28 protein-coding genes (1 of these 28 only partly in view) are annotated in these 25,821 nt (G+C 64.3%); 13 read left to right on the top strand and 15 right to left on the bottom strand.

Annotated elements, in window-relative coordinates; translation table 11 throughout:
- The 3 genes from EF888_RS02255 to msrP all read right to left on the bottom strand — a co-directional run.
- A protein-coding gene (locus tag EF888_RS02255; RefSeq protein ID WP_241239773.1) for an MFS transporter crosses the window boundary here: on the bottom strand, positions 1–491 show its start. 622 nt of this gene lie to the left of the window's left edge; the window shows 491 of its 1,113 coding nt (coding positions 1–491); its start codon is at positions 489–491; its stop codon lies beyond the left edge, outside the window.
- Between the two features lie 80 nt (positions 492–571).
- Positions 572–1,180, bottom strand: coding sequence for a protein-methionine-sulfoxide reductase heme-binding subunit MsrQ (msrQ, locus tag EF888_RS02250; protein ID WP_109757257.1), 609 nt, complete (start codon positions 1,178–1,180; stop codon positions 572–574).
- Positions 1,180–2,109 carry a protein-methionine-sulfoxide reductase catalytic subunit MsrP gene (gene msrP, locus EF888_RS02245; RefSeq protein ID WP_109757256.1) on the bottom strand — a complete coding sequence of 310 codons (930 nt, stop codon included), beginning with the start codon at positions 2,107–2,109 and terminating at the stop codon, positions 1,180–1,182. Before msrP ends, msrQ begins: the two co-directional genes overlap by 1 nt.
- 282 nt (positions 2,110–2,391) lie before the next feature.
- Between msrP and EF888_RS02240 the strand changes: the two genes are divergently transcribed.
- Positions 2,392–2,865 (top strand): fasciclin domain-containing protein, encoded by a 474-nt coding sequence (locus tag EF888_RS02240; protein WP_109757255.1) that lies wholly within the window; start codon positions 2,392–2,394, stop codon positions 2,863–2,865.
- A gap of 75 nt (positions 2,866–2,940) precedes the next feature.
- Here EF888_RS02240 and EF888_RS02235 read toward each other — a convergent pair whose 3' ends face one another.
- Positions 2,941–4,596 (bottom strand): DUF6504 family protein, encoded by a 1,656-nt coding sequence (locus EF888_RS02235; protein WP_109757254.1) that lies wholly within the window; start codon positions 4,594–4,596, stop codon positions 2,941–2,943.
- A 292-nt stretch (positions 4,597–4,888) separates the two neighbouring features.
- Complete coding sequence (locus EF888_RS02230; RefSeq protein WP_109757253.1) at positions 4,889–5,251, bottom strand: hypothetical protein; 363 nt, start codon at positions 5,249–5,251, stop codon at positions 4,889–4,891.
- A gap of 203 nt (positions 5,252–5,454) precedes the next feature.
- Between EF888_RS02230 and EF888_RS02225 the strand changes: the two genes are divergently transcribed.
- The 4 genes from EF888_RS02225 to EF888_RS02210 all read left to right on the top strand — a co-directional run bounded on the left by EF888_RS02225 (position 5,455) and on the right by EF888_RS02210 (position 8,603).
- Positions 5,455–5,883, top strand: a complete 429-nt coding sequence (locus EF888_RS02225) for a GNAT family N-acetyltransferase (RefSeq protein ID WP_109757252.1) — start codon at positions 5,455–5,457, stop codon at positions 5,881–5,883.
- 88 nt (positions 5,884–5,971) lie between these two features.
- Positions 5,972–6,562 carry an ATP-dependent Clp protease proteolytic subunit gene (locus EF888_RS02220; RefSeq protein WP_109757251.1) on the top strand — a complete coding sequence of 197 codons (591 nt, stop codon included), beginning with the start codon at positions 5,972–5,974 and terminating at the stop codon, positions 6,560–6,562.
- Positions 6,562–7,278, top strand: coding sequence for an NYN domain-containing protein (locus EF888_RS02215; protein WP_109757250.1), 717 nt, complete (start codon positions 6,562–6,564; stop codon positions 7,276–7,278). The genes EF888_RS02220 and EF888_RS02215 overlap by 1 nt, the downstream gene beginning before the upstream one ends.
- A gap of 44 nt (positions 7,279–7,322) precedes the next feature.
- A complete protein-coding gene (locus EF888_RS02210) occupies positions 7,323–8,603 on the top strand; it encodes a tetratricopeptide repeat protein (RefSeq protein ID WP_109757249.1) in 1,281 nt (426 codons plus the stop codon).
- Between the two features lie 11 nt (positions 8,604–8,614).
- On the opposite strand, the gene EF888_RS02205 is transcribed toward EF888_RS02210, so the two are convergent.
- Positions 8,615–9,244 (bottom strand): TetR/AcrR family transcriptional regulator, encoded by a 630-nt coding sequence (locus tag EF888_RS02205; RefSeq protein WP_109757248.1) that lies wholly within the window; start codon positions 9,242–9,244, stop codon positions 8,615–8,617.
- A gap of 137 nt (positions 9,245–9,381) precedes the next feature.
- On the opposite strand from EF888_RS02205, the gene mbfA reads away from it, so the two are divergent.
- The gene (gene mbfA / locus EF888_RS02200) at positions 9,382–10,359 is read left to right on the top strand and encodes an iron exporter MbfA (protein ID WP_109757247.1); all 978 of its coding nucleotides are present in this window, start codon (positions 9,382–9,384) and stop codon (positions 10,357–10,359) included.
- On the opposite strand, the gene EF888_RS02195 is transcribed toward mbfA, so the two are convergent.
- Positions 10,360–10,716 carry a hypothetical protein gene (locus EF888_RS02195; protein ID WP_126918472.1) on the bottom strand — a complete coding sequence of 119 codons (357 nt, stop codon included), beginning with the start codon at positions 10,714–10,716 and terminating at the stop codon, positions 10,360–10,362.
- A gap of 222 nt (positions 10,717–10,938) precedes the next feature.
- Here EF888_RS02195 and EF888_RS02190 point away from each other — a divergent pair, with 222 nt between their 5' ends.
- On the top strand, positions 10,939–11,538 hold the full coding sequence (locus EF888_RS02190; RefSeq protein WP_109757245.1) for a pentapeptide repeat-containing protein: 600 nt from the start codon (positions 10,939–10,941) through the stop codon (positions 11,536–11,538).
- 3 nt (positions 11,539–11,541) lie between these two features.
- Here the strand turns inward: EF888_RS02190 and EF888_RS02185 are convergent, their stop codons facing one another.
- The 3 genes from EF888_RS02185 to miaB form a co-directional block, all read right to left on the bottom strand.
- Positions 11,542–12,564: a PhoH family protein gene (locus tag EF888_RS02185; RefSeq protein ID WP_420902651.1), complete on the bottom strand. Its 1,023-nt coding sequence runs from the start codon at positions 12,562–12,564 to the stop codon at positions 11,542–11,544.
- A gap of 160 nt (positions 12,565–12,724) precedes the next feature.
- Positions 12,725–12,934, bottom strand: coding sequence for a hypothetical protein (locus EF888_RS02180; RefSeq protein ID WP_126918471.1), 210 nt, complete (start codon positions 12,932–12,934; stop codon positions 12,725–12,727).
- A 109-nt stretch (positions 12,935–13,043) separates the two neighbouring features.
- Complete coding sequence (gene miaB / locus EF888_RS02175) at positions 13,044–14,348, bottom strand: tRNA (N6-isopentenyl adenosine(37)-C2)-methylthiotransferase MiaB (RefSeq protein WP_109757242.1); 1,305 nt, start codon at positions 14,346–14,348, stop codon at positions 13,044–13,046.
- 117 nt (positions 14,349–14,465) lie between these two features.
- Between miaB and EF888_RS02170 the strand changes: the two genes are divergently transcribed.
- Complete coding sequence (locus EF888_RS02170) at positions 14,466–15,329, top strand: hypothetical protein (RefSeq protein ID WP_109757241.1); 864 nt, start codon at positions 14,466–14,468, stop codon at positions 15,327–15,329.
- Between the two features lie 42 nt (positions 15,330–15,371).
- On the opposite strand, the gene EF888_RS02165 is transcribed toward EF888_RS02170, so the two are convergent.
- A complete protein-coding gene (locus tag EF888_RS02165) occupies positions 15,372–15,983 on the bottom strand; it encodes a hypothetical protein (RefSeq protein WP_126918470.1) in 612 nt (203 codons plus the stop codon).
- A 44-nt stretch (positions 15,984–16,027) separates the two neighbouring features.
- On the bottom strand, positions 16,028–17,014 hold the full coding sequence (locus tag EF888_RS02160; RefSeq protein ID WP_109757239.1) for a 2-hydroxyacid dehydrogenase: 987 nt from the start codon (positions 17,012–17,014) through the stop codon (positions 16,028–16,030).
- A 114-nt stretch (positions 17,015–17,128) separates the two neighbouring features.
- On the opposite strand from EF888_RS02160, the gene EF888_RS02155 reads away from it, so the two are divergent.
- The 3 genes from EF888_RS02155 (at position 17,129) to EF888_RS02145 (ending at position 19,489) form a co-directional block, all read left to right on the top strand.
- The gene (locus tag EF888_RS02155) at positions 17,129–17,617 is read left to right on the top strand and encodes an SH3 domain-containing protein (RefSeq protein ID WP_241239873.1); all 489 of its coding nucleotides are present in this window, start codon (positions 17,129–17,131) and stop codon (positions 17,615–17,617) included.
- 71 nt (positions 17,618–17,688) lie between these two features.
- A complete protein-coding gene (locus EF888_RS02150; protein WP_109757237.1) occupies positions 17,689–18,075 on the top strand; it encodes a VOC family protein in 387 nt (128 codons plus the stop codon).
- Between the two features lie 46 nt (positions 18,076–18,121).
- Positions 18,122–19,489, top strand: a complete 1,368-nt coding sequence (locus tag EF888_RS02145) for an MATE family efflux transporter (protein WP_109757236.1) — start codon at positions 18,122–18,124, stop codon at positions 19,487–19,489.
- Here the strand turns inward: EF888_RS02145 and ptsP are convergent.
- From ptsP to choW, 3 genes are all read right to left on the bottom strand, one after another.
- Positions 19,486–21,744: a phosphoenolpyruvate--protein phosphotransferase gene (gene ptsP, locus EF888_RS02140; RefSeq protein WP_109757235.1), complete on the bottom strand. Its 2,259-nt coding sequence runs from the start codon at positions 21,742–21,744 to the stop codon at positions 19,486–19,488. The two genes, EF888_RS02145 and ptsP, sit on opposite strands and share 4 nt — an antisense overlap.
- A 129-nt stretch (positions 21,745–21,873) precedes the next feature.
- Entirely contained in the window at positions 21,874–22,905 is a 1,032-nt protein-coding gene (gene choV / locus EF888_RS02135) for a choline ABC transporter ATP-binding protein (RefSeq protein WP_109757234.1), read from the bottom strand.
- Positions 22,902–23,735, bottom strand: a complete 834-nt coding sequence (gene choW / locus EF888_RS02130) for a choline ABC transporter permease subunit (protein ID WP_109757233.1) — start codon at positions 23,733–23,735, stop codon at positions 22,902–22,904. The genes choV and choW overlap by 4 nt, the downstream gene beginning before the upstream one ends.
- 176 nt (positions 23,736–23,911) lie before the next feature.
- Between choW and EF888_RS02125 the strand changes: the two genes are divergently transcribed.
- Entirely contained in the window at positions 23,912–25,030 is a 1,119-nt protein-coding gene (locus EF888_RS02125; RefSeq protein WP_206508405.1) for a heme-binding protein, read from the top strand.
- A gap of 104 nt (positions 25,031–25,134) precedes the next feature.
- Positions 25,135–25,764, top strand: coding sequence for a glutathione S-transferase family protein (locus tag EF888_RS02120; protein ID WP_109757231.1), 630 nt, complete (start codon positions 25,135–25,137; stop codon positions 25,762–25,764).
- Positions 25,765–25,821 lie beyond the last annotated feature (57 nt).

Here is a 25,821-nt window from a genome sequence, read left to right as displayed (position 1 = left end):
GCCAGCACGCCCCCTGCCCCGGACACCGCGGCGAGGAGCAGCATGACCTGAACCGGCGTCAGCCCTTCCGAGAACACGGCGACAGCCGACCCTCCCATCAGGCCTGCCGCCCAGAAGCCGTGACAGCGGTTCATGATCATCACGCCCGCGCGTTTTTCCAGGCGTCCGGCATAGACGTTCATCGCGACCTCATTGAAGCCGGTGACGGCGCCAAGCAGGACAAGCGACAGGAACAGCGTCGGCCCACTGGTCGAGAGGACCGGCAGGATCGCCGCGACAGCCTGCAGCGGGAAGAACGTCCAGAGCACGCGGCGCGGCCCGAACCCAGACAGGACGCGGCCCGCGATCTGAAGCGACGGGATCAACGCAATGGGCATCCCTATCAGCGCAAAGGCAAGCTGCCCCTTCGAAAGTCCTATGGTTTCCTTGATGACAGGTATCAGCGCCAGCCACCCGCCGATGGCGAAGGGTTGAAGCACAAAGATCGTCATGATGAGAAGTGTCGCCCGCGGCGCGTCCTGCCTGTCCATCCGCCGGAGATTACGCGACGGGCTGGCCGGGGGAAGTCACATTATGCGACGGCGCGTTTCACAGGACGCGGCAGGCGCATCGCGAGCAGCGCGAGAACGATACCGAGGTAGACCAGCGGCTCGATCTGGAACCCCTTCACCAGCATGACGAAGTGTATCGCTCCCAAGCCCGCGCAGGCGTAGGTCAACTGGTGCAACCGCTTCCAGCGCTTCGGTCCAAGCTTGCGGATCGACAGGTTGTTCGACGTGATGGCGACCGGGATCATCAGCACGAAAGCGAGCATGCCGATGGTGATGTAGGGACGCTTCAGGATGTCCGCCCAAATCTGCGAAAGGATCTGCACGTCGAGGACCAGCCAGACGGCCAGATGGCACGACACGAGCCAGAACGTCACAAGCCCAAGCGCCCGCCTGAACCTGACGAGGCTGACGCCGGTGACGTCCCTCAGCGGCGTTACAGCCAGGACGACGATTAAAAGCTGCAGGGCCCTCTCGCCAAGGGCATGCTCCATTGCCTTGACGGGATCGACCCCCAGTCCCCCGGTCAGGCCGAGGTAGAGATACCAACATGGCACGAGCGCACCGGCGACATAAATCGGCCAGGCCGGCACACGCTTGAGCTGGAGGTTGATGCGCTGCGCCGTGGTCATCAGTAGTTCTCGGCGAGGTCCATGCCATCGTAGAGAGACGCCACCTCGGCTTCGTAGCCGTTGAACATCAGCGTCTCCTGCCGACGCGCGAAGAGCCCTCCGCCAATGCGCCGCTCCGTTGCCTGGCTCCACCTTGGGTGATCGACAAGCGGATTGACGTTGGAGAAGAAGCCATACTCACGGGCGTTCGACAGGTTCCAGCTGGTCTCGGGCATCTCTTCCACAAGGCTGATTCGAACGATCGACTTGATGGACTTGAAGCCATATTTCCATGGCACGACCAGTCGCAGCGGCGCGCCGTTCTGGTTCGGCAGCGGTTCGTCGTAAAGCCCCGTCGCCATGATTGTCAGCGGATGCATCGCCTCGTCCAGCCGCAGACCTTCCCGGTAGGGCCAGTCGAGCACCGGATAGCTGACGCCCTCCATTACGCCAGGAATGACGGCCGTTTCGAACGAGACGTACTTTGCCTCGGGCTTCACGCCGACCTTGTTCAGAAGGTCCGCCAGCTCGAAACCCGCCCAGGGCACGACCATCGACCAGGCCTCGACGCAGCGGAAACGATAGATGCGCTCTTCGATCGTCATGCCGTCCAATAGCTGCGCGAGGGTGTAGTCCCCCGGAGCGTCCACAAGACCGTCGACCTTAACCGTCCAGAAGTCCGTGACCATGTCGGCGGAGTTCCGGGCCGGATCCTCCTTGCCCGTCCCGAACTCGTAGAAGTTGTTGTAACTCGTGATGTCGGCCCAGCTGTTCGGCTCAAGATCCTGGCCGTAGCCGGTCTTTACCGCGCCAAGCTTCGCGAGCGCCGGACCTGCTGCCAACCCCAAGGCCGCGGCGCCAGCGCCTGCCATGATCTGCCGGCGTGTCCGCCACATCTCCTTAGGGGTCACATCCGCCCGGGTGAGGTCGCTGATGTACCGGTGTGCCATGCTGTCTCCTCGCAATCTGTCCGGCAAAGATGCGCCGTGCTTTCCCCTCGGGCAATCCGTCTCACGCTATAGTCATGCCTTGCTGCTCGGTTGAAACATGACGGTGGATCACAAGGGATCACGCATTTGTCAGTGGTTCGCGAAAACTGCCGGGCTTAGCCCGCCGAGCATTCTCGTCAAGGCGCGAAACCCCATAAATTCATCTGATCTGGTGTGCTCATGCCTCCGTAGTAGCCACGATGTCACGCAGACATCCTCGCAATATGTACAGAGGAGACGCACATGCACCGCACTCTCATCGCCCTGGCGGCCACCACCGCTCTCGCGGCACCGGCCTTCGCCCAGGACAAGGACATCGTCGACACCGCGGTGGACGCTGGAAGCTTCACCACGCTCGTTGCCGCAGTCCAGGCCGCCGGCCTCGTCGATACGCTGAAGGGCGAAGGCCCGTTTACCGTCTTCGCGCCGACCGACGAGGCTTTCGCGGCGCTGCCCGCAGGGACGGTTGAAGACCTGCTGAAGCCCGAAAACAAGGATCAACTCGTCTCGATCCTCACCTACCACGTCGTTCCGGGCAAGGTGATGTCCACCGATCTCACCGACGACATGTCGGCCACGACCGTTCAGGGGTCGGACGTGACGATCGACCTCGACAACGGCGTGATGGTCGAGGATGCGACCGTCGTGACGCCGGACATCGCGGCGTCGAACGGCGTGATCCACGTCATCGACAAGGTGATCATGCCCGCAAGCTGATACTGCGGTCGTGTCCACGAGCAAGGGCGGGGATCTTCCCCGCCCTTTTCCTTTTGAGGAAAGCGGTCGGTCTTTTCAGCAGAAACTCCCATGGCAGAACCATCCCGGCGACATCGTCGCCCCGTGCGCAAAATAGAGCCAAAGCCGTTCCCCCGACCGCGTGGTGACGCGCCAGTAGTCCCGGATGCCGCTCCGCCAGTCGGGATCGTCCAGCCACCACTCCGGCGCGATCCTCTCGGGACCAAGAGCCACGCGTGTCTCGAGCGTCCGTCCGCGCCACCGGAACGATGCGGGAAGATCGGGGGTTTCCTCGGCCTGAACGATCTCGGGCCGCCACATCTCGAGCGGACGCGGGGCACGTGGCCTTGGCCACAAACCCGACGGTTCGGACCAGGCGGCCGCGAGGAGAATCGAGGTCTTCTCGGGAATATGGCTGTCGGCTGGATGAAGCCGCGTGATCGTCTCCAACCCGACCCGCGCGCCGATGCGGCCCAGAAGATCGTCCATCTCGACTCCGCCCGACCGACGATCGGCTCCATCGGCCGCCGCCTCCAGATGCCCCCGGTGCTGGTGGGCGTGGACCGGCTCGGTCGAGGCCGCGACGAGGCGGACCATGTCGATCCCGAACCCCGCATCGATGTCGTCGAGCTTCATGGTAAGAAGCGGCCGGATCCGGTCTGCCTCGAACGAGGGCCGCGCCAGGCCCACTTCGACCCACTCCATGCTTTGGTCGGCGCGATGACATTCCAGACGGATCCGTCGCGCGCCCTGCCCCGCGTTTCGTAACCTGTCGCTGAGAACGGGCAGCATCCGTTCGAGAGCGGCCCGCAGGTCCTCGGCCAGCCCGATCGGCTCGGGCAAGGTAAGACGGACGGCGAAATGGGCGGGAGGACGTGCCGGTCCTATCGGCTCTGGCTCCACCCCAAGTGCCTGGTCGAGACGACGCACGAGTTCGCGTCCGAAGCGACGCGCCAGCGCCGCACGGGGCTGGCCGGCCAGGTCTTCGATGCGCCGCAGGCCAAGGCGGTTCAGCATCGCGGCCAGTGCTCCGTCAATTCGCAGTGCCAGGACGGGTAGGGGCGCCAGCGCCGTGCGGGTCTGTCCCGGAAGGGCAATCGGTCCGGCCCGGTTGCCAGACGCAAGCGCCCCAGGGGCCGCTCCGCCCCGCTCCCAATGCCGGCGCTTGGCCGCGCGCGACCGCGTTGCCCGAGCCTCCTGCGCGATGTCGTCTCCCGACCTTGCGGCACCGCTCTCGCCGTCCGAAAATCGCGCGAGCGCCCAGGCCGCGCCAACCGTGTCGGCGACTCCCATGCGGACGGTGAGTCCCAAGGCGGCGCAGTCTCCGGCGATCTCGTTCATCAGGGCCTCTTCGCCCCCGAAGAGGTGGGCGCAGCCGGTCAGGTCAACGACAAGCCCCTCGGGCGGTTCTTCCGAGACCCACGGACTGTACTGCCCGGCCCACCTGCGCAACACCGCAAGGAAATCCGCCTCCTGCCTCGGGTTTGCAATCCGGGTTTGAAGCTCGGGGCACATGGCGCGCGCGTCCCGCAAGGGCTGGCCACGCACCAGCCCCGCAGCCTGAGCCTCGGCCGAAAGCGAGGTCAGCACCTGGGTGTTCCCGACCTCACCCGAGACCGCGAAGGGTCCGGACGGCAGGCCACGCGCCTCGCGCAGCCAGCGTTCGGCCGCGAGACGGGGGAACCACAGAGAAAGGATACGTCTCTGGGACATCGGAGCAGCGGGCAGCTATGTTCCTGTTTCGTCCCAACGTAACCATCCCCGCCCGCACTGTCGAGAGAAAGGCGACATGGACCGATCGGCGGACGGCGAGCCCATTATCGGCGCCCCTCCGCACAGAAGCGGTGGAACCGCAGGCCGAAAGCCGCGCTCGGCGGTGAACCGCGCGAATTCGACTGGGTCCCGGACTGGCAAAGCGAATGCGGATGCCTCAAGTCGAACCCGTGCGACGGGTCCGGAGGGTTCGAAAAATCCCCCTCCCCGGCCTTCCGGGCCCCGAGCACCTTCAGCCGCAGAACACCCTGAGGATCGTCCCGCTCCGGGCACCGAAAACGACGTTCGTTCGATCCGGAAGGTATTCCTGCGTCACCACGTCGGTGTCGGAATAGACCCGGAACTTCGGTCCCGTCGGAAAGGTGGTCGCCGCGACAGGCTGGCCGACATAAGGGCGGTACTCAGGCGCATCGCACAACTCGACGCCCCCGAGGCTGCCCAGGGGATCGTTCGCTCCGCCTCCCGCACCCGGAAGGTTTCCCCCGCCGCTCGAGAATCCCCCGTCATCGCCGGGACCGTTGTCATAGGCTGGAGTGCCGGCGCAGGCAGTCAGGAGGAGGGCGAAGAAAAGGCCGGTAACGGCATGTCGGGTCATCTGGGGTATCCTCGAACGGGTCGTGTTGATTTCGCCTTTCCGGTCGCGCAGGGTCAAGCGGAGTCCAATGACCGCACGGAAATGCGAACGAATGCGCGCAGCCCATGACGCAAGGCGCCGAAACCCGAAGCGACGAGACATGCTTCTTGGCTGATCTAACGCTACGCCCGGCAAGGCCAAGTGATCGCGATGCGATCTGGTCGATGCTCGAGCCGGTGTTCCGCGCGGGAGACACCTATGCCATCGACCGCGACATTCCCCGGGAGGAGGCGCTGGCCTACTGGCTGTCCGAACACGCTTTTGTCGCCGAGGCGGACGGCATTGCCATCGGCACATATTACATCCGTCGAAATTATAAGGGCGGCGGAAGCCATGTGTGCAACTGCGGCTACATCACTGCGCGACACGCCGAGGGTCGAGGCGTCGCACGGGCGATGCTGACGCATTCTCTTGACGAGGCCCGGCGGATCGGCTTCGAGGCGATGCAATTCAACTTCGTCCTCGCCTCCAACATCCGCGCCGTCGAGACTTGGACCAAGGCCGGTTTCCAGACAATTGGACGCGTCCCGCACGCCTTCCTGATGCCAGAGGGCGAGAAGGTCGACGCCCTCATCCTCCACCGCTTCCTCTGAAGTTACGTATTCTCAATGTACCCTTGCCATTCCGGAGCCGAGATCCGACATTCCCCACAACCCGAAACAACGAGCGGAGCCAGCCCCGATGGCCAACGACGACAAGAAAAAGAACGACGACAAGCCCGAGCTCGGCGGCAAGGCAGCGGATCTGTTCTTCAAGTCCAGAAACGTCCTCATCACGGGTGAGATCAACGACAAGCTGGCTCACAAGATCACCACGCAGCTCATCGCTCTGTCCGAGGATTCCGACGCGCCGATCAACCTCTTCATCTCGTCGCCCGGCGGCCACGTCGAATCCGGCGACATGGTCCACGACATGATCCAGTTCATCAAGCCGACGGTCCGCACCGTCGGTTCGGGTTGGGTCGCTTCGGCAGGCGCTCTGATCTTTGTCGGCGCCAAGAAAGAGAACCGCTTCTGCCTGCCGAACACGCGCTTCCTTCTGCACGAACCGCGCGGCGGGATCGGCGGGACGGCGTCCGACATGTGGATCCAGGCCGAACAGATCCGCATCATGCGGGAACGCTTCCACAAGATCTTTGCCGAAGCGACCGGTCAAACGGCCGAGAAGATTGCCAACGATACCGAACGCGACTTCTGGCTGAACACCGACGAGGCGATCGCCTATGGGCTTCTGGGCAAGGTCATCCGGACCGCCGCCGAATTGCCCAAGTAATGGTCGACCGCGACCGCCCTCTCTACGCCGTCCTGATCGATGCGGACAACATTCCGGCAAGGTTTGCGGGGGCGATCCTGAAGGAAATAACCTCCTTCGGCGAACCTGCGCTGCGCCGGGTGTACGGGGACTGGTCCTCCGGGCGCCTGAACAACTGGACGAAGGCCGTGCGTGATCTCGGCCTCGTCGCCCACCAGGAAACCGCGAATACCGTGGGCAAGAACGCGTCCGACATCGGTCTCGTGATCGACGCGATGGACATTCTTCACACCGGGCGCTTCGATGGAATCGTTCTGGTCTCTTCGGACAGCGACTTCACCGCGCTCGCCAACCGCGCGCGTGAGCAAGGGATCGATGTCATCGGCATCGGAGAGGCGAAGGCTCCGGAAAGCCTGCGTAATGTCTGCAACCGGTTCATCCTGCTCGAAAACATCATCGATGAGCCAGCGCCGGTCGAAAAGGGCACCGATGCAAGCGTGTCCACGAAGCAGAACCCCACGCAGGCCATTCCGCTGATCCTGAAGGCGATGGACAAGATCAACGCCGACGACGAGTGGTACGCACTCGGCCAACTCGGCCAGTACGTCACACGCGACAACCCCGACTTCGACCCACGCACCTACGGCAAGCGCAAACTGTCGGACCTGGTCGAAGGGCTTGCGCGCTTCGAGACACGGAAGATCGGCAACCAGCTCCACGTCCGACGGGTGGACTGAAGGCGGCGCCATGACCGGCGAGGCGTCGCGGAAATGGACTGACGATGAGCCTCGCGGATGGATACGGAAACACCCTGACGACCCGGTCGGCTGAGGCACGCGATCACTACGAGTCCGCGGTCACCCTCTTTCTCGGCGCAAACCGCGAAGGTCTCGCCGCTTTCTCGCACTGTGTCGCTGCCGACCCGCAATTCGCCCTTGGCCACGTTGGTCTGGCGAGGGCGCTGATGTCGGCGGGGCGCACGTCCGACGCCAAAGACGCACTGAAGACGGCCGAGTCTCTGGCCTTCGACGTCACGAGCCGGGAACGCGACCATATCGCGGCGACCGGGCTTGTCTTCTCGGGCCAGTCCGCGAAGGCGCGTCAGGCGATCCGTGCTCATCTTTCCGATCATCCCCGAGACGTTCTGCTGGCCCAGATGTGCGCCAGCGTCTTCGGCCTGATCGCCTTTTCCGGCGAGGCCGGACACGAAGCGTCGCTTCTGGCCTTCACCGAGTCCCTGCTGCCTCATTACGGCGAAGACTGGTGGATGATGGCAACCCACGCGGTCTCGCTCTGCGAGACAGGTCAAATCGCCGCGTCTGAAGTTCTGATGGCAAGGTCCCTCGCCCTGAACCCTCGCAATGCAAACGGCGCGCATTTCAAGTCGCACGCGCTCTACGAGCGCGGCGAGACGACGGCGGGGCGGCAATACCTCACCACCTGGGTCCAAGACTACGACGACCGGGGCGTTCTTCATGGCCACCTCAATTGGCACCTCGCTCTTTGGGCCCTGCATGACGGAGACGAGGGCGCCATGTGGGCCATCCTGGACGGAAGCGTCGGTCCGGGTGCCTCCAAGGGTCTGCCTATCAACATCCTGACCGATACCGTCGCGATCCTTCACCGCGCCGAGATCGCAGGCTACGCTGTCGATCCCCGGCGGTGGACTGCTGCCAGCGAATACGCCGCGCAGTATTTCCCGAACCCTGGCCAAAGCTTCGCCGACCTCCACGCTGCCATCGCTCACGCGATGTCCGGCAAGGGCGACCGCCTCGCGCGCCTGGCCGAAAGCTCCAGCGGCTATGCGGGCGACCTCCTTGCGCCCGTCTCGCTGGCGTTCGGTCACATTGCTCGTGGCCGGTGGAGCGACGCTCTCGACGCGCTTGTTCCGGTTCTGCCCGTGGCAGAGCGCTTCGGGGGCAGTCGCGCGCAGCGGGACCTGGTCGAACTGGCTTACGTTAACGTCCTGATGAAACTGGGTCTGGTCGAGGAGGCGCGCCGGACCCTGAAAACCCGCCGCCCTGTCCTCTCCGATGCCCCGCCCGTCTCAGGGCTCACATAGCTCTTCGACGCTTATCCGCGCGGCGCCACGCCATACTTGCAGAGGAACATGTCAACGGCGCTGAGCACCACGCGGTCGATCTCTTCGTCCGTCGGACGCTCACGCAGACCCAGAACCATCGGCAAGTGAAGGCCGGCCTTGCAAAGCTCGGCGAACTGGTCGGCCGCAAGGTCGAGATCGTCGATCCGCAACGTGCCGGCCTCTACGCCCTTGCGCAGGAAATCCTTGAGGATCTCGCGTACCTGCGCCGGACCCGACGCATAGAAATCGCGACCGATCTCGGGAAACCGCTGGCTTTCGCCAACCACGATGCGGTGAACCTGAAGACCCACGTCCGACACGAAGAATCGCACCATGCGACCCGCGGCGTCGGCCAGCCCCTCGGCGAAATCGCCGCTGCAACAGATCCGTGCGGCAGCATCCTCGGATTGCGCCTTGCATTCGCACTTTGCGACTTCGAGGAATAGCAGCCGCTTGTCAGGGAAATAGCTGTAAAGCGTCGCCTTCGATACGCCGGCCTCGCGGACGATATCGTCGACGCTGGCGCCTTCGAATCCGTCACGCAAGAAAACCGTCCGCGCGCCGCCCAGGACCTGATCCCACTTGCGGCCCTGTTTCAAAGTCGTGTCGGGAGCGTTCATGGCGTCCTCATCCTGCCTTCCCGAAATATAAACTGTCCGGTTCAGTTTTTACAAGTTCCGCACACGCAGGCGTCATCGCGCTCTTGCCCATCGCCACAGCTTCTCTACATTGGAACCATTCTAAGAAAGACATCATCATGATCCCGGGCATCGCCAGCCGCCGCCGCTTCTCCGACCTCTCAGAGCAGGAAGTGCTGGCCCTCGCCATTTCGTCCGAAGAGGACGACTCGCGGATCTACCGCACCTATGCCGAACGCCTTCGCGCAGAGTTTCCGGCCTCGGCGGCGATCTTCGACGGCATGGCGGTCGAAGAGGACACGCACCGCCAGCGCCTGATCGAGTTGCATCGCAAGCGCTTCGGTGAAACGATTCCCCTTATACGGCGTGAGCATGTCTCGGGTTACTACGCCCGCAGACCCGTCTGGCTGATCGAGAACCTCGGCATAGAGCGCATCCGCGAAGAGGCCGAAACGATGGAGCGCGACGCCGAGCGCTTCTATCGCACGGCCGCCGCCCGCACGACGGATGCGGAAACGCGAAAGCTCCTCGGCGACCTCGCGGCCGCCGAAGCCGGCCACTCCGCCAAGGCCGACGCGTTGGTGGAAACCCATCTCGACGAGGGCGCACGCGAGGATGAAGGCCGGGCGGCGCATCGTCAATTCGTGCTGACCTGGGTGCAGCCCGGGCTCGCGGGTCTTATGGATGGCTCGGTCTCGACCCTCGCGCCGATCTTTGCGACCGCCTTCGCCACGCAGGATCCCTGGACGACCTTTCTCGTGGGTCTGGCGGCGAGTGTGGGGGCGGGCATCTCCATGGGGTTCACCGAGGCCGCTTCCGACGACGGCGCAATTTCGGGCCGCGGGTCGCCGGTCAAGCGCGGGATAGCGTCCGGGGTAATGACCGCTCTCGGCGGGCTCGGCCACGCGTTGCCTTACCTCATCCCGCATTTCTGGACCGCAACGATGATTGCGTTCGTCGTCGTCTTCATCGAGCTTTGGGCCATCGCCTGGATCCAGAACCGTTACATGGAAACACCGTTCTTCCGCGCCGCCTTTCAGGTGGTGCTCGGCGGCGCGCTGGTGCTGGCGGCGGGCATTCTCATTGGATCCGGTTGATCACTCCACGACGACCCTGCCGAAGGCCTCCTTCGGCGGCACGGCCTGATCGCGGACATAGATTTCGTAGACGCCCGTCCGCATCGGGTGGAAGCTGAAGCGCGCCGAACCAGCGTCGTCGCACTCGATGGCGCGGAAGCTCAGGCCCTGAGTGTAGAATTCGATATCGACGCCACCGACAGACAGCACCCGGATGTGTGCGTTCTCTAGAAGCTTGGTTGCTTCGAAGTGGAGGCCGGTTTCGGACGTCAGCTTTTCGGGGCAGACGACGTTGAAGCGATAGTAGCCGCCGTTCGCGAGCGTGAACTCCTCGGGCGAGAGCACTGGCGTTCCGTCCTCGCCATGGGTGATCTCCATGAATATGTCCTCTGGGGCACCTGATCCAACGCGGCCCGATTCCTGCTGCGCCGTCGCGGCGGATGCCGCCAGACAGAGAATCGCAGCCGCTGTCCTGAAGGTGAAAGCCATGCGTGATCTCCTCCATTTGCGTAGTTCAAACTGTCCGGTTCCGGCGGCCGACTGACAATTGGGACCAAAGTGGCGGCAGACGGAGGACCCGACCGTGGACATAGTCGGTGCATGAGACGTCTGCTTCCGGTCGCATGCCTGCTCTTCGCCCTTCCGGTACTTGCAGCCGAGACGGGGGCGGTCGAACGCCTCCTTGCCGAAAACCAGTGCCGCGACTGCGACCTGCGCGAGGCCGATCTAGCAGGCGCGAACCTGAAAGACGCCTATCTGACCTATGCCGTCTTCGACGGAGCCGATCTGACCGGCGCGGACATGAGCGACACCTTCATGCCCTTCGTCCGGTTCGAAGGGGCCGACATGACGGGAATCATCTTTGACGGAGCCAACGCACGGCAGGCAATCCTGACCGGTGCGACGTTGCGAGGTGCCTCGTTGAAGGCGGCGGCCCTGCCGCAAGCCTCCTTGACAGAAGCGGACCTGACGGAGGCTGATTTGACCTCCGCCGTCCTGTCAGGCGCCAACCTGGGTCGCGCCAACCTGACAGGCGCGGTCTTGCGCGGTGCCGATCTGTCCGGCGCGGTGTTGTCGGGAGCCGACCTGACAGACGCCGATCTGACAGACGCGGCTATGCGGGCAGCCGGTCTGAAGGATGTGACGTTCTGCCGGACAATCATGCCGGACGCTTCGACCCGCAGCGACGGCTGTCCCTGAGCCTCAGCCGACAGGGGCCTCGCGGTCGTAGGCCTCGATGATCTTCGCCACCAGCGGATGCCGCACCACGTCCTTCGCCGTGAAGTAATTGAAGGAAATCCGCTCGATGCCGGTCAACAGCCTTTCGGCGTCGGACAGTCCCGAGGTTACGCCGCGAGGCAGATCGACCTGCGTGCGGTCACCGGTGATGACCATTCGGCTGCCTTCCCCGAGACGGGTCAGGAACATCTTCATCTGCATCTGCGTCGCGTTCTGCGCCTCGTCGAGGACGACGAAGGCGTTGGACAGCGTGCGTCCGCGCATGAAGGCCAGGGGTGCGATCTCGATCCGCTTCTCCTCGATCAGCTTCTGTAGCTGCTTGCCGGGAAGGAAGTCGTTCAGAGCGTCGTAAAGGGGCTGCATGTAGGGGTCGATCTTGTCCTTCATGTCACCCGGCAGAAAGCCCAGACGCTCCCCCGCTTCGACGGCGGGGCGGGACAGGACGATGCGGTCGACGTGTCCACCCATGAACATGTTCACGCCCACGGCCACGGCGAGATAGGTCTTGCCCGTGCCCGCAGGTCCGATTCCGAAGGCCATCTCGTTGGCGAACAACTCGCGCACGTAGGATTTCTGCGCCTCGGTCCGGGGTTCGACCGTCTTCTTGCGTGTCTTGATCTCGACCCGACCGCCCTTGAAGAGCTCCATCTGGCCCGCAGGCTCGGCGTCAGGCGCAACCCGGGCGCCGCCCATCCGGATCTCGGCGTCGATGTCCCCGGTCGTCAGCTCGCGCCCCGCTTCCAGACGTTCGTACAAGGCCTGAAGGACTTCGGCCGCCCGTCCGATCGCTCCAGCCTCGCCGAAGACAGCAAGCTGATTTCCCTGATGGACGATCTGAACCGACAGCGCTTCCTCGATCTGGACGAGGTTGCGGTTGAGCTCACCGAAGAGCTCGATCAACAGCCGGTTGTCTGGAAATTCAAGCCGCGTCTCGAGGACGTCGGCTGGCGTGGCGGGGACGTGCGGGGTCAGGACGCCTATGACCAAATATCGGATCTCCGAGTCGATGCCTCTGTGTGCCAATGCTGCATATGCAAGCATGGGTCTGCAAGGATATCTCGGTCAGTGCTGTGAAAGTTCCACGACATGTTGCGGGGAACTGCCCGCACATTGGTTCATCTCATCCGATGACCGCCTGAAAACCGCGCTAGTACTGCGCCACTTCCCGCGAGCTCAACTCGACCTCGGCACGGTCAGAGAAGGCGACCAAGCTTCCGCCGATCAGGGCCATGACCGCCAAGCACAGTCCCACCAAGCCACCAAGCAGCACCGTCCAGTCGATGGTCACGTTTCCGTCTTCGGATCGGGCAAAGTCCTCGATAACTTTCGAAGTCCTCGCGATAAGCCGGTTCACCATTATTTTCTCCAACGTCCGGGGCATCCCGTCCTCTAGGGAAATGATGCACGGATGAAGCGCCAATAAGGCCCCTCGACGGTCACTCTGTGTCGCCGGTTTCCGGTCGTGCTCAAATCTCGCCTTTGAGAGAGTTACTGTTCGATGACACGATACGCACCGGCAGGATGTCGCCGCGTTCGACGCCGGTCGTCTGCACATGAACTGCATGAAGATATTCGGACTTTCCGACCATCTGCCCCGCCATTCGACCCGGCTTCTCGAAGAGAACGCGCACTGTCCGGCCGACCATGGCGTCCTGTGCCGCCCTCTGCTGGCGTCCAATCAGCGCCTGAAGCGTCTGCAATCTCTCGTCCTTGACGTCTTCTGCCACCTGCACGCGCTCTGCCGCCGGCGTACCGGGGCGGGACGAATACTTGAAGGTGTACGCCTGCCCGTAGCCGACGCTCTCGACCAGGCCGAGCGTGTCGGCAAAATCGGCATCCGTCTCGCCCGGGAAGCCCACAATGAAATCTCCGGACAGCATGATGTCCGGCCGTGCCTCCCGGATGCGAGTGACCAACCGAAGATAGTCGTCGGCCGTGTGCTTGCGGTTCATCGCTTTCAGTACGCGGTCAGACCCTGACTGCACCGGCAGGTGCAGGTAGGGCATTAGCTTCTCCACCTCGGCGTGGGCCGCGATGAGGGCGTCGTCCATGTCGTTCGGATGGCTGGTGGTGAAGCGGATCCGGTGCAGCCCGTCAATCCGGGCCAGATCGCGGATCAGACCAGCCAGGCCTGCCTCGTGACCATGATAGGCGTTTACGTTCTGACCGAGGAGCGTGATCTCGCGCACGCCTCGTTCAACCAGATCCCTCGCCTCCAACAGGACGCGGTCCGCGGCGCGCGAGACTTCTATGCCCCGGGTGTAGGGCACGACGCAGAAGGCACAGAACTTGTCGCAGCCCTCCTGCACCGTGAGGAAGGCCGTCGGACCGCGCTGCGATTTCGGCCGCGCTCCCAGACGGTCGAACTTGTCGTCCTCGGGGAAGTCGGTGTCGAGTGCCTTGCGACCGCGACCGGCGCGCGCCTCGAGCTCGGGAAGCCGGTGGTAGCTCTGCGGCCCCACGACCAGGTCCACGAGCGGCTGTCGCGCCATGATCTCAGCGCCCTCGGCTTGCGCAACGCAACCTGCAACGCCGATCTTCAGGTCGGGCTTGGCTTCCTTCAGCGGGCGCAGGCGGCCCAGTTCCGAATAGACCTTCTCGGCGGCCTTCTCGCGGATGTGGCAAGTGTTCAGAAGGATCATGTCGGCGTCGGCGGCGGTGTCCGTGGGGATATATCCCTGACCAGCAAGCGCTTCGGCCATGCGTTCGCTGTCGTAGACGTTCATCTGGCAGCCGTAGGTCTTGATGAACAGCTTCTTCGGCTCGGACATGGAGACCCCTTTCCGTCAGGCCAAGCGTCCTACACGCCGCCCGGCTTCTTGCCAAGGGCGGCGACCGCATGACACAAAGTCGGCGCGACGGGGCAAGCGGTGGTGGTGGGGGAGAAGATGCGCTTTTCGGGCCTCGACGCCCTGATGAGAGATGACGCCATCCAAAAGGCCAAAGGCCCGGTCGCTGTCGTCATCGCCGAGGATGAGGTCGAAGTCGCCGCGACGCTGCGCCACCACGCGGGTCAAGGATTTCGCACCTTGATCCTCCTTGCGCCTTCGGAGCTGACCGTCGAGGCCGATGCCCAGGCACTGGCGATCCGGGTCGATTATCCGACCATGAAGCTCGGTGCGACGGTCGAGGCTGTGAACGCTATCGTGCGGGGTCTGCCCGAAAAGACGTGGTTCTTTTACTGCTACAACGCCGAGTTCCTGTTCTTCCCGTTCTGCGAGACCCGTGCCGTGGGCGAGATGCTGGCCTTCCACGCCGAGGAACGGCGGTTTTCGATGCTGACCTATGTCATCGATCTCTACGCCGCCGATCTGAGGCGCGCGGACGACGCCGTCTCGCTGGCGGACGCGCACCTCGACAGGTCCGGCTACTACGCTCTGGCGCGCCAACGGGACGACGGCCTGAAAGACCGGCAGCTCGATTTTTATGGCGGACTGCGCTGGCGGTTCGAAGAGCACATCGACGAAAGCCGCCGCCGCATCGACAGGATCGCGCTGGTGCGGACGAGGAAGGACATAGCGCTTCGGCCCGATCACACCTGGTCGGACGAAGAGCTGAACACCTACTCCTGCCCCTGGCATCACAACCTGACGGCGGCCATCGTATCTTTCCGGACGGCGAAGGCGTTGCGCCTCAACCCCGCCAGCCGCTTCGACATCGACACCTTCCGCTGGCATAACTCGGCGCCCTTCCAATGGCGCTCGCAGCAGCTTCTGGACCTGGGTCTGATGGAGCCCGGACAGTGGTTCTGACGATTGACGGCACCGCGCCGGCCGCAGCGAGGCACCACTCGCTTACCGGCCGATTGCTGCCTCGAACCGATCCACCGGAAACACGGGGGCGAGGATGGAGCGAAGCTCGTGGCGGCGCGGGTGGCCGGGGTTTGCGAGCGTAAAGCACACGAAGTCCTCGACCAGCGCCGCCTGTTGCTCGAACCCGTAGGCCCAAAAGTCCTCGGTGCCCGGAGGGGCGTAATAGGGGTCGGCGATACGCCAGCTCTCGGCTACGGCGCGGGCGGCCGAATAGCCGGTCTCGGCCCGGTTCTGCCACTGCCAGACATGGGTCAGCTCGTGCGCGAAGATGAGAGCGTGGGGAATACGCAGCGCACGAGGCCAGGTCATCGCCATGTCGCCGGAGTAGAGACCGCCCTCGAAGTGAACGCGGTCGCGAAAGGCGAAGGCCTGAGGAGGCTGCGCGCCGCGCGGCTGGGGCGTGCGGACGCAGGCCTTGTCGGTCGCCTTGACCTCGACGAAGCCTCTTGCAACCGTCGGATGGGCCGGGGTTATGCCCAGCCCAAGCGCGACGCGCACCCGCGAGGTATCGAGAGAGGGACCGAAAAGGTCCTTGGCGAAGCGTGTCTCGTCCTCGGTCATGGGGCGCGCGCAACCGGCGGTCAGAACGATCATACAAAGTGCGACGAGACGTACGGCTGCGCGCAACGGGATCAGCCCTAAAGCATCGCCGGGACGACGAGGTCGGGCGGCCGGTGGCCGTCGTCGAATGTCTTGATGTTGATGATGACGCGCTCGCCCATTTCCAGCCGGCCCTCCACGGTGGCCGATCCCATGTGCGGCAGGAGGACGACGTTCGGCAACTCGCGCAGCCTCGGATTGAACTCGGTCCCGTGTTCGAAGACGTCGAGGCCTGCCCCCGCGATTTCGCCCGCCCGCAGCATCCGGGTAAGCGCATTTTCGTCGATCACCTCGCCCCGGGATGTGTTCACGATGACGGCGGTCGGCTTCATCAGCTTGAGGCGTCGGGCGTTCAGCAGATGAAAAGTCGACGGCGTGTGCGGGCAGTTGATCGAGACGATATCGACGCGCGATACCATCTGGTCCAGGCTCTCCCACCAGCTCGCTCCCAGGTCCAATTCCACCTCGGGCCGAAGACGGCGGCGGTTGTGATAATGAACCTCCATGCCAAAGGCGACGGCGCGGCGGGCCACAGCCTGACCGATGCGGCCCATGCCCAGAATGCCCAGCCTGCGTCCTCGCAGGCGCCCGCCCAGAAACGCCGTCGGAGCCCAGCCATCCCAATCGCCTTTCTGCATCACGGCCATGCCTTCCGGCAGGCGACGTGTGACAGACAGGATCAGCGCCATCGTCATGTCCGCCGTGTCCTCGGTGACGACTCCGGGCGTGTTCGAGACGAGGATGCCGCGCTGGCGCGCGGTGGTGACGTCGATGTGGTCGACACCCGCGCCGAAGTTCGCGATGAGCTTCAGCCGATCGCCCGCCTGCGACAGGAGCGCGGCATCGAGGGGGTCGGTCAGCGTCGGCACCAGGACATCGGCCTCACGCATCGCCGAGGCCAGCGCCTCGCGCGGCATCGGCCGGTCCTCAGATCGCAGGGTGACATCGAAAAGTTCGGCCATGCGCCGTTCGACCGCTTCTGGCAGGCGTCGCGTGACGACCACACTCAGGCGCTTGTCGGGCATATGGACGGCTCCTCGTGTCTTTCCTTGTCCGGCGCTTGCTGGCAAAGTGTCAAGGAACCGAACTCGGCACAAGACGCCTTTCCGGGGTGCGCCGAAACGAGCAGGTGAACGACGATCCGCAAGGCAGCCGCCCTCTTTCTGTGCGCCCTCCTGTGTCTGCCTGCGGCGGCCGAGGAGCGCGGCAAGGTCACGAACCTGCCGATGCCGCGGTTCGTCTCGCTGAAGGCCGACGAAGGCAACGCGCGGCGCGGACCATCGCTGAGCCATCGCATCGACTGGGTCTTTACCCGGCGGAACATGCCCCTTGTGGTGACCGGCGAGCACGGGCACTGGCGACGGGTCGAAGATCGTGACGGCCAGGGCGGATGGATGCACTATTCGCTTCTGTCTGGCGTGCGGCACGTCATCGTCGAGGACGACCTCGTGGCGCTTCGGATCAAGCCCGATCCCACCGCGCAAATCGACGCGCGTGCCGAGGCCGGCGTGATTGCGCGGCTGGGGGCCTGCACTCTGGACTGGTGCCGGATCGTTGCCGGAAGCAGCAAGGGTTGGGTCGCGAAGACCTCGATATGGGGCGTAGCGCCGGAAGAAATCCGCGACTGAATTTTAGCTTGACCTCAAGTTGACTTGAGGCCCTAGGAATTCCTCCTGTCACTCAGATCAGGAGCCTTCTCATGACTGCCGCACGTCTCGAACACCTCAACGTCACCGTCTCGGATCCCGCCACGACCGCCGCATGGCTCGGTCGCGTCTTCGGCTGGCGCGTGCGCTGGCAGGGCCCGGGCATGACGACGGGCCGCACGATCCATTGCGGAACCGACGACGCGTATGTCGCCCTCTTCAGCTTTTCCGAACCACCGCGCGACCCTAATGACGAGAGCTATCGCACCAAGGGCGGCCTCAACCACTGGGCCGTCGTCGTGGACGACCTGGATGCGACCGAGACGCGCGTGCGCGCCGAGGGGTTCGAGCCGCACAACCACGCGAGCTATGAACCGGGACGCCGCTTCTACTTCCGCGACACTGACGGGATCGAGATCGAGGTCGTTGAATACGCCTGACCGATTTCGTTTGCCTAGCGCGGCGCGGCGAGGCTAAAGGGCGGCCATGCAGCAGGACAGCCCTCACGCGCCGCCGGCCCGCGCCGGCGAACAGATCCGCGCCCTTCTGGGGCTCGGCCTTCCGCTCGTGGGCAGCCACCTGGCGCAGATGGCGATCGTCACGACCGACACGCTGATGATGGGATGGTACGACATCCCGTCCCTCGCCGCACTCTCGCTGTCCGGGCCGATCTGGTTCAACGTCTTCGTTCTGGGCTCGGGTTTCGGATGGGCGGTGATGCCGATGATCGCCTCGGCCCTGTCGCAGGGCGACGGCCGGCAGGTGCGACGCATCACCCGAATGGGGCTGTGGCTCTCGGCGCTCTGGGGGCTGATCGTCACGCCCTTCTTCATCTTCGCCGAGTCGATCTTTCTGGCCATCGGCCAGGACCCGGAGGTCTCGCGCCTGGCCGGCATCTACATGGTCTGGCTTGGGCTCGCCATGACGCCGGCACTGCTGGTCAACGTGTTGAAGAGCTATCTCTCGGCGCTCGAACTGACGCGCGCGATCCTTTTCATCACGATCCTCGGCGCAGTTCTGAATTTCGTCTTCGACTGGCTGCTGATCTTCGGCAACCTCGGCTTTCCCGAGCTCGGGATTTCGGGGGCGGGAATCGCGTCTCTGCTCGGCAACCTGATCGCCTTCGGTCTTCTGGCCGTCTACGCCGGGCGGGCTCGGCCAAGCCACCAGCTGTTCAGGAACATCCACCGCATCGACCGCGAGTACTTCGCCCGCGTGTTTCGACTGGGTTGGCCGATCGGGCTGACCACCTTCGCCGAGGTGGGTCTCTTCGCCGCCGCCACCACGATGATGGGGTGGGTCGGAACGATCCAACTCGCCGCCCACGGTATCGCGCTTCAGATCGCCAGCCTGACGTTCATGGTTCACATGGGCCTGAGCCAGGCAATCACCGTGCGCGGCGGCCGTTACTGGGGCGTGGGCGACCGCGACACGCTGAGAGTGGCGAGCCTTGCCGCCATGGGCATGTCCCTGACCTTTGCAGGGCTGACCATCATCATCTTTCTCACGATCCCCGGCTCTCTCGTCGGCCTGTTCGTCGATCCTGCCGATCCGCAGCGGCCAGCCATCCTCGCCGCGGGGGCAAGCCTTCTGGCAGTGGCCGCCCTGTTCCAACTCGTCGACTCCGGGCAGGTGATGGCCCTTGGGATGCTGCGCGGCGTTCAGGACACCCGCGTGCCGATGATCATGGCTGTCGTCAGCTACTGGGTCGTCGGGCTTCCCGTCAGCTACGTGATGGGCTTCACCTTCGGCCTCGGGGGGACAGGCATCTGGCTCGGCCTCACCGTCGGCCTTGCGGGTGCCTGCCTGATGATGCAGACGCGCTACTGGACGCGCTACACCCTGTCGGCCTAGGGGCCGACGGTCCGCAGCCACTCCATCACCGCACCACGAACGGACTGATCACCGCTTTCGCGGGCCGCGTCGATGACACGTCGCGCATCCGACAAGTCGACGCGCCGGATCAGATGCTTGACCGGACCGATGGAGGCAGGCCGCATCGACAGCGAGCGAAGGCCCATGGCGGTCAGGGCAAGCGCCTCGATAGGCCGCCCGGCATCTTCGCCACAGAAGCTGACAGGCGTGCCGGTCGCGTTGCAGCGCTCTACTATCTGCTGGAGGAAAGTCAAATAACTGACGTTCAGACTGTCGTAACGGCGGCGCACGCGCTCGTTCTCGCGGTCGGCGGCGAAGAAGAACTGCTTCAGGTCGTTGCCACCGATCGAGATGAAGTCACACATCTCGAAGAACTGACGCGGCGCGAACGCGATCGACGGCGTCTCGAGCATGGCGCCGATCTCGAGCTTCTCGGGCAGAGGATGACCCAGCTTCCGCTCGCGCTCGACCTCGTCAAGAAGGTGCTGGCGCGCCATGCGAAACTCGTCGAACTGGGCGATGAACGGGAACATCACCGTCAACGGTCGTCCGTTCGCGGCGCGCAGCAGCGCCTGAAGCTGCATCCGCATGACTCCGACCTTGTCGAGCCCGACGCGGATCGCGCGCCAGCCAAGCGCCGGGTTCGGCTCTTCCTCGCGCTTCATGTAGGGAAGGACCTTGTCCGAGCCGATGTCGAGCGTGCGGAACACGACGCGCTTGCCCTGTGCCGCGTCGAGAACCCGGGAATAGATCGCGGCCAATTCGGACCGCTTCGGCACCTTGTTCCGGGCGAGAAACTGAAGTTCGGTGCGGAACAGGCCCACGCCGTCGGCCCCAGAGCCTTCGAGCGAGGGAAGCTCGGCGATCAGCCCGGCGTTCATGTGGAGCGACACGACGGTGCCGCACTTGGCCTCGGCCGGAAGACCGCGCAGGCCCGCATAGCGCTCCTGCGCCTGCGCCTGCATGGCGATCTTGTCGCGGAAGGCCGAAACGACGCCCGCGTCGGGCCGCAGGTGAACGATCCCCTGGTCGCCGTCGACCATGATGTGATCGCCGTTCAGCGCCTCCTGCGTGATACGCCCTTCGGTGTGGACGATCAGGGGGATCGCCCAGGCCCGGGCGACGATGGCGGCATGGCTGCCCACCGACCCCTGTTCAAGGATGATGCCCCTCAGCTTGCCGCGGCCATAGTCCAGAAGCTCGGCCGGACCGATGTTGCGGGCGACGAGGATCGGATCCTCGGGAATGCCCGCGCCGGTGTCCCTGCCCTGCCCGGTCAGGATGCGCAAAAGCCGGTTCGAGAGGTCGTCGAGGTCCTGAAGGCGCTCGCGCATGTAGTGGTCGGCCGCCTCTCCCAACCGGCGGCGCGCGGAGGACTGTTCCTTCTCGACGGCAGCCTCGGCCGATAGACCGGCGGCGATGTCCTCTTCCATGCGTTTCAGCCAGGACCGCGAGTGGGCGAACATGCGATAGACCTCGAGAACCTCTCGCTGGTCCTTGTCGACGGGATCCTCACCCACGGATTCGAGCATGTCGTCGACGGAAAGACGCAGAGTCTCGATGGCTGCGTGCAGGCGCGTCATCTCGGCTTCGGGGTCGTCGGCGACGGGGTTCGTGACCACGACACGCGGTTCGTGAAGGTAGACGTGTCCCTCGGCGACGCCTTCCTGGCCGATACCGCCCCGGAACATGACGGGCGTCGTGTGCAGCGCGCGCAGCGCCTCGCCTTCGCCGACGAAAGCGCCGAGTTCGGTCATCTCGGCCAGCACCATCGCCACGACCTCGAGGGCGTAGACCTCGTCTTCGGAAAAGGCGCGAGCCTCGCGCGACTGGACTACGAGAACCCCCAGCTTGGTGCCCAGCCGCTGTATCGGGACACCGCAAAAGGACGAGAAGACCTCCTCCCCGGTCTCGGGCATGTAGCGGAAGCCGCGCTCGGCCGGAGCATCGGCGGAATTGACCACGCGCCCGTCGCGGGCGACGCGACCGACAAGACCCTCGCCCAATTTCATCCGCGTCTTGTGAACGGCTTCGGACTTCAGGCCTTCGGTGGCGCAGAGTTCAAGCGTCTTGGGATCGCGGAACAGGTAGATCGAGCAGACTTCGGTCCGCATCGAGGTGGCGATCAGTTCGACGATATGATCCAGCCTAGCCTGACCCGCCGTGTCTTCGGCCAGCGTGTCCCGCAGGCGCCTGAGAAGCTTCCGGCTTTCGGTGTCGGTCTGCTCTGCCATAGCCTGCCGTGACTCCCCGGGACGTGCCCCGGCCCGGTCCGAATAGACCACAACTGGGTTCGGGGTGGAAACGGAAAACCCGAAGCGGGCATCGTCGTTCCCGACCTGCCCGCGCCTTCGGCTAAGTGGTCAGCCCGATGGCAGAAAACGAGCGAGAACGCTCTCGCGCGAGATTTGACCGATACACTGTCCGTCCTCGACCACGGCCACCGGCGCTCCGGTCTCCAGAACGGCACGGATCACGTCGTCGATCTCATCGTCGGCCCCGATGGTGCCTTGCGCAGCGGACCCGGCAGGCTCCATCACGTCACGTGCGCAGAGCACGCCGAGAGGGTTCATGTGGCGCACGAATTCGGCGACATAGTCGTTGGCGGGGTGCTGATAGATCTCGCGGGGCGTGCCCCACTGGACGATCCGGCCGCCTTCCATGATCGCGATGCGATCTCCCAGCTTGAAGGCCTCGTCGAGGTCGTGGCTGACGAAGATGATGGTCCGGTGCAGTTTGCCCTGCAATTCCAGCAATTCATCCTGAAGCCGGGTGCGGATCAGCGGGTCGAGCGCTGAGAAGGGTTCGTCCATCAGAAGGATCGGCGCTTCGGTCACGAAGGCACGGGCGAGACCGACGCGTTGCTGCATCCCGCCCGACAGCTCGCCGACCCTGCGTTCCGCCCAATCGGAGAGGCCGACGAGAGCGAGTTGCTCGTCCACCCGCCCGCGACGCTCCTTGCTTGTCTCGCCGCCAAGCTCGAGCCCCAAGCCCACGTTGTCGCGTACCGTCCGCCAGGGAAGAAGGCCGAACTGCTGAAACACCATCGCGATCCGCCGAAGCCGCATGTGGCGCAACGTGGCGGCATCGGCGTGGGTGATGTCGACCTGCGCGTCCCCATCCTCGACAATCACCCGACCGCGAACCACCGGGTTCAGCCCGTTGACCGCGCGGAGCAGCGTCGACTTGCCTGACCCGGACAAGCCCATGAGGACGAGGATTTCGCCCTTTCCGACCGTCAAGGAGCAGTCGTGGACGCCCAGGACCTGCCCCGTGCGCTGCTGGATCTCGGACCGGCCGAGGCCTTCGTCCATCAGAGGCATCGCAAGGTCGGGCTTGTCTCCGAAGACAATCGAGACGTTGTCGAAGGTGACGGCGGATGTCCCGGCGCTCATCGCTTCCGCACCTCCAGCATGACGCGGAGGACGGTGGCGAGAGCCACGATGACGAAACCCGACTCGAAACCAAGGTCGGGCTGCATCCGGTTCAGCCCGTTCAGGACCGGCTGACCGAGGCCTCCGGCGCCGACGAGCGTCGCGATCACGACCATCGACAGCGACAGCATGATCGTCTGGTTCAGGCCGACCATGATCTGGGGAAAGGCGGACGGCATTTCGACCTTCCAGAGACGTTGCATGGGTGTCGCGCCGAAAGCCGTCGCGGCCTCGGTCAGCGCGGCAGGCACGGTCGAAATGCCGAGGTAGGTCAGCCGGATCGGCGCGGGGATCGCGAAGATCACCGTCGCGATCAAGCCCGGCACCTGGCCCAGGCCGAAGAAGATGACGGCCGGGATCAGGTAAACGAAGGTCGGCAGCGTCTGCATCAGGTCAAGGACGGGCTCGAGGACGCCATAGACCCACTGGCGACGGGCGGCGAGGATGCCTATGGGAATGCCTACCCCCATGCAGACGATGCAGGAGACGAGGATCAGCGTCAGCGTCTCGATCGTGCGGTCCCAATAGCCCTGGTTGACGATGAACAGCATGCCGAGGCCGACGATCACGCATTTCTTCCAACTGCGTTGAAGCAGGTAGGTCAGCGCCACGAACACCAGCGTGACGATCAGCGGCCCCAGGCTCTCCAAAGCGAAGGCCACGCTTTCTATCAGCCCGTCCAAGGCCCTTTCTGCCACGTCGAACACGCCCTGGGCGTTTCGCTGAAGCCAGTCGACGATCGCTTCGGCCCATCTGCCGATTGGAAGCTTCCAGTCCGTCACCCAGTCCATCGTCGTGAAAACACAGCCTCCGCACGTGAACGCGCCGGGAAAGCCCCGGCCCCTGCCCCATTTCAAGGCCCACTCTGTGCTAGCTTGCAGCCCGGGTCCAAGCCCTTTTCCCGGACCCTTGGCCATAATTTTCAGGCCTGAGACATTTCGACGAAAGGACTTTTCCCATGTTGGACATGAACAGGAACACCGTTTACGAGAACCGAAAGATCCGGTTCGCGAGCATGAACGACGAGGCTCTCGGGCCTCTGAAGCAACTTCCGGGGGTCTGGGCGAACGTCCGACCCGAATTCCGGATGAACAGCAACTTCCGGGGTGTTGGGACGCTTGAAGGCGCCGCCGCCAGCCCCTTCGACGGACGCGGCTGGAACCTGATCGCCCTGCCCTTCGCGCAGCAGGGCCAGTTCCGCAACTACCGGCTTCTGATGAACCAGTACAACGAAGTGCTGACCTTCACGAAGGTCGACGAGGCCGTGCCCAACCGGGGCATCACCAACGAAGGCATGACCGCGCAGGCGGACCAGAAGGTCGCTGCGCTGGACTATGAGCAGACCATCGCACAGATCGCGGCCGACGACATCGGCGACAGCGACGTGGCAGGCCCGCCCGAGTTGCCCATTCACCACGAGCCAGGCTTCTTCCTTCACATGAAGGAGCAGCGTATCGACGGTATCGACATCGGACGGCTCGCCACGATCCCGCACGGCAACGCGGCCACGGCTCTTGGCACCTCGCGCGTGTTCGACGGCCCGCCCGAGATTCCCGTGATGAGTGCCTTTCCTGAAGGCGTGGTTGTCGGCGACATCAGCGAGGCGGTCGATGCCGCCACCGACGAGACGGCGTATCTCTTTCCCTACCGCGCCTTCTCGCAGGACCCGTTCAAGGGCGTCCTCTCCGGCACACCCTTCCCTGGCTTTTCTCCAGCGGATCCGACGGCACTGCTGCGGCTCGGCTTGCCGGCGAACGTTGTGCGCACGACGGAGCTGTCGCTCGACACCAGCCTCAAGGAAGCGGGTATCGTGAACATCCCGTTCATCGAGAGGCAGGCCGACGCCAACTTCATGCGCTCGATCTTCTGGATCATGGAGCTGGACGAGGAAGGGCTGGATGGCAAGCCGAAGCTCGTCCTCGCCTATGCGCAGTTCATTTTCCTCGACTTCTTCCCACGCCGTGACGGTGTCGAGGGTCTGATCCGCTGGCCGCACATCTCGATCAACATGATGGAAAAGATCTCGGAACCGCCGGGCGTGGTGACCGATGACATGAAGATCGCCTACGCCCTGCCGGAGACATAAGGCAGACGAACGAGGCGAGAAAGCGCGCGGGACTCTCCCACCCGCGCGCTTTCCATTTCCGGGCTCTCGTATACTCTCGCGATCGACGGACAGGGAGCAAGACGATGACGGACCTCGCCTTCTACACCAACCCAATGTCTCGAGGGCGGATCGCGCGATGGATGCTCGAGGAGACAGGCTGCGCTTACGACACCCACATCGTCGAATTCGGCGCATCCATGCATGGTGACACCTACAAGGCCGTCAACCCGATGGCCAAGGTTCCCGCGATCCGGCATCGCGGCGTCATCGTCACCGAGGCGGCCGCCATTTGCGCCTACCTCGCCGACGCTTTCCCCGAAGCGGGCCTGGCGCCAGACGTGTCCTCCCCGGACCGGGGCCCCTATTACCGCTGGCTTTTCTTCGGCGCGGGCCCGGTCGAGCATGCCGTCGTCAACGAGAGTTTCGGTTGGAAGACTTCTGATCCGATGGAGCGAGGACGCACGGGTTACGGCAGCCTCGGACGGGTGTGCCGGACGCTTGACGCGCATCTTTCGGACGGACGCACCTGGCTTCTCGGCGACACATTCACCGCGGCGGACGTGTATCTCGGCGCGCAGATCGCCTGGGGGCTCCAGTTCAAGACGATCCCCGAGAAGCCCAGCTTCACGTCCTATGCCGGCCGCCTCGTCTCCCGGCCCGCCGCGATCCGGGCGAGGGAGAAGGACGAGGCGTTGATGAAAAAGGCGACCTGATCAGGCCGCCTCACGTCTTTTCAGTTACGTCGGCGGTGCGGGGGCAGGGCCCCCGCG

The sequence above is a fragment of the Silicimonas algicola genome (genome assembly GCF_003970735.1).
GTDB classification, from domain to species: Bacteria; Pseudomonadota; Alphaproteobacteria; order Rhodobacterales; family Rhodobacteraceae; genus Silicimonas; species Silicimonas algicola.
The sequence above is the reverse complement of the archived record's forward strand: the minus strand, read 5'-3'. Positions and strand labels throughout refer to the sequence as shown.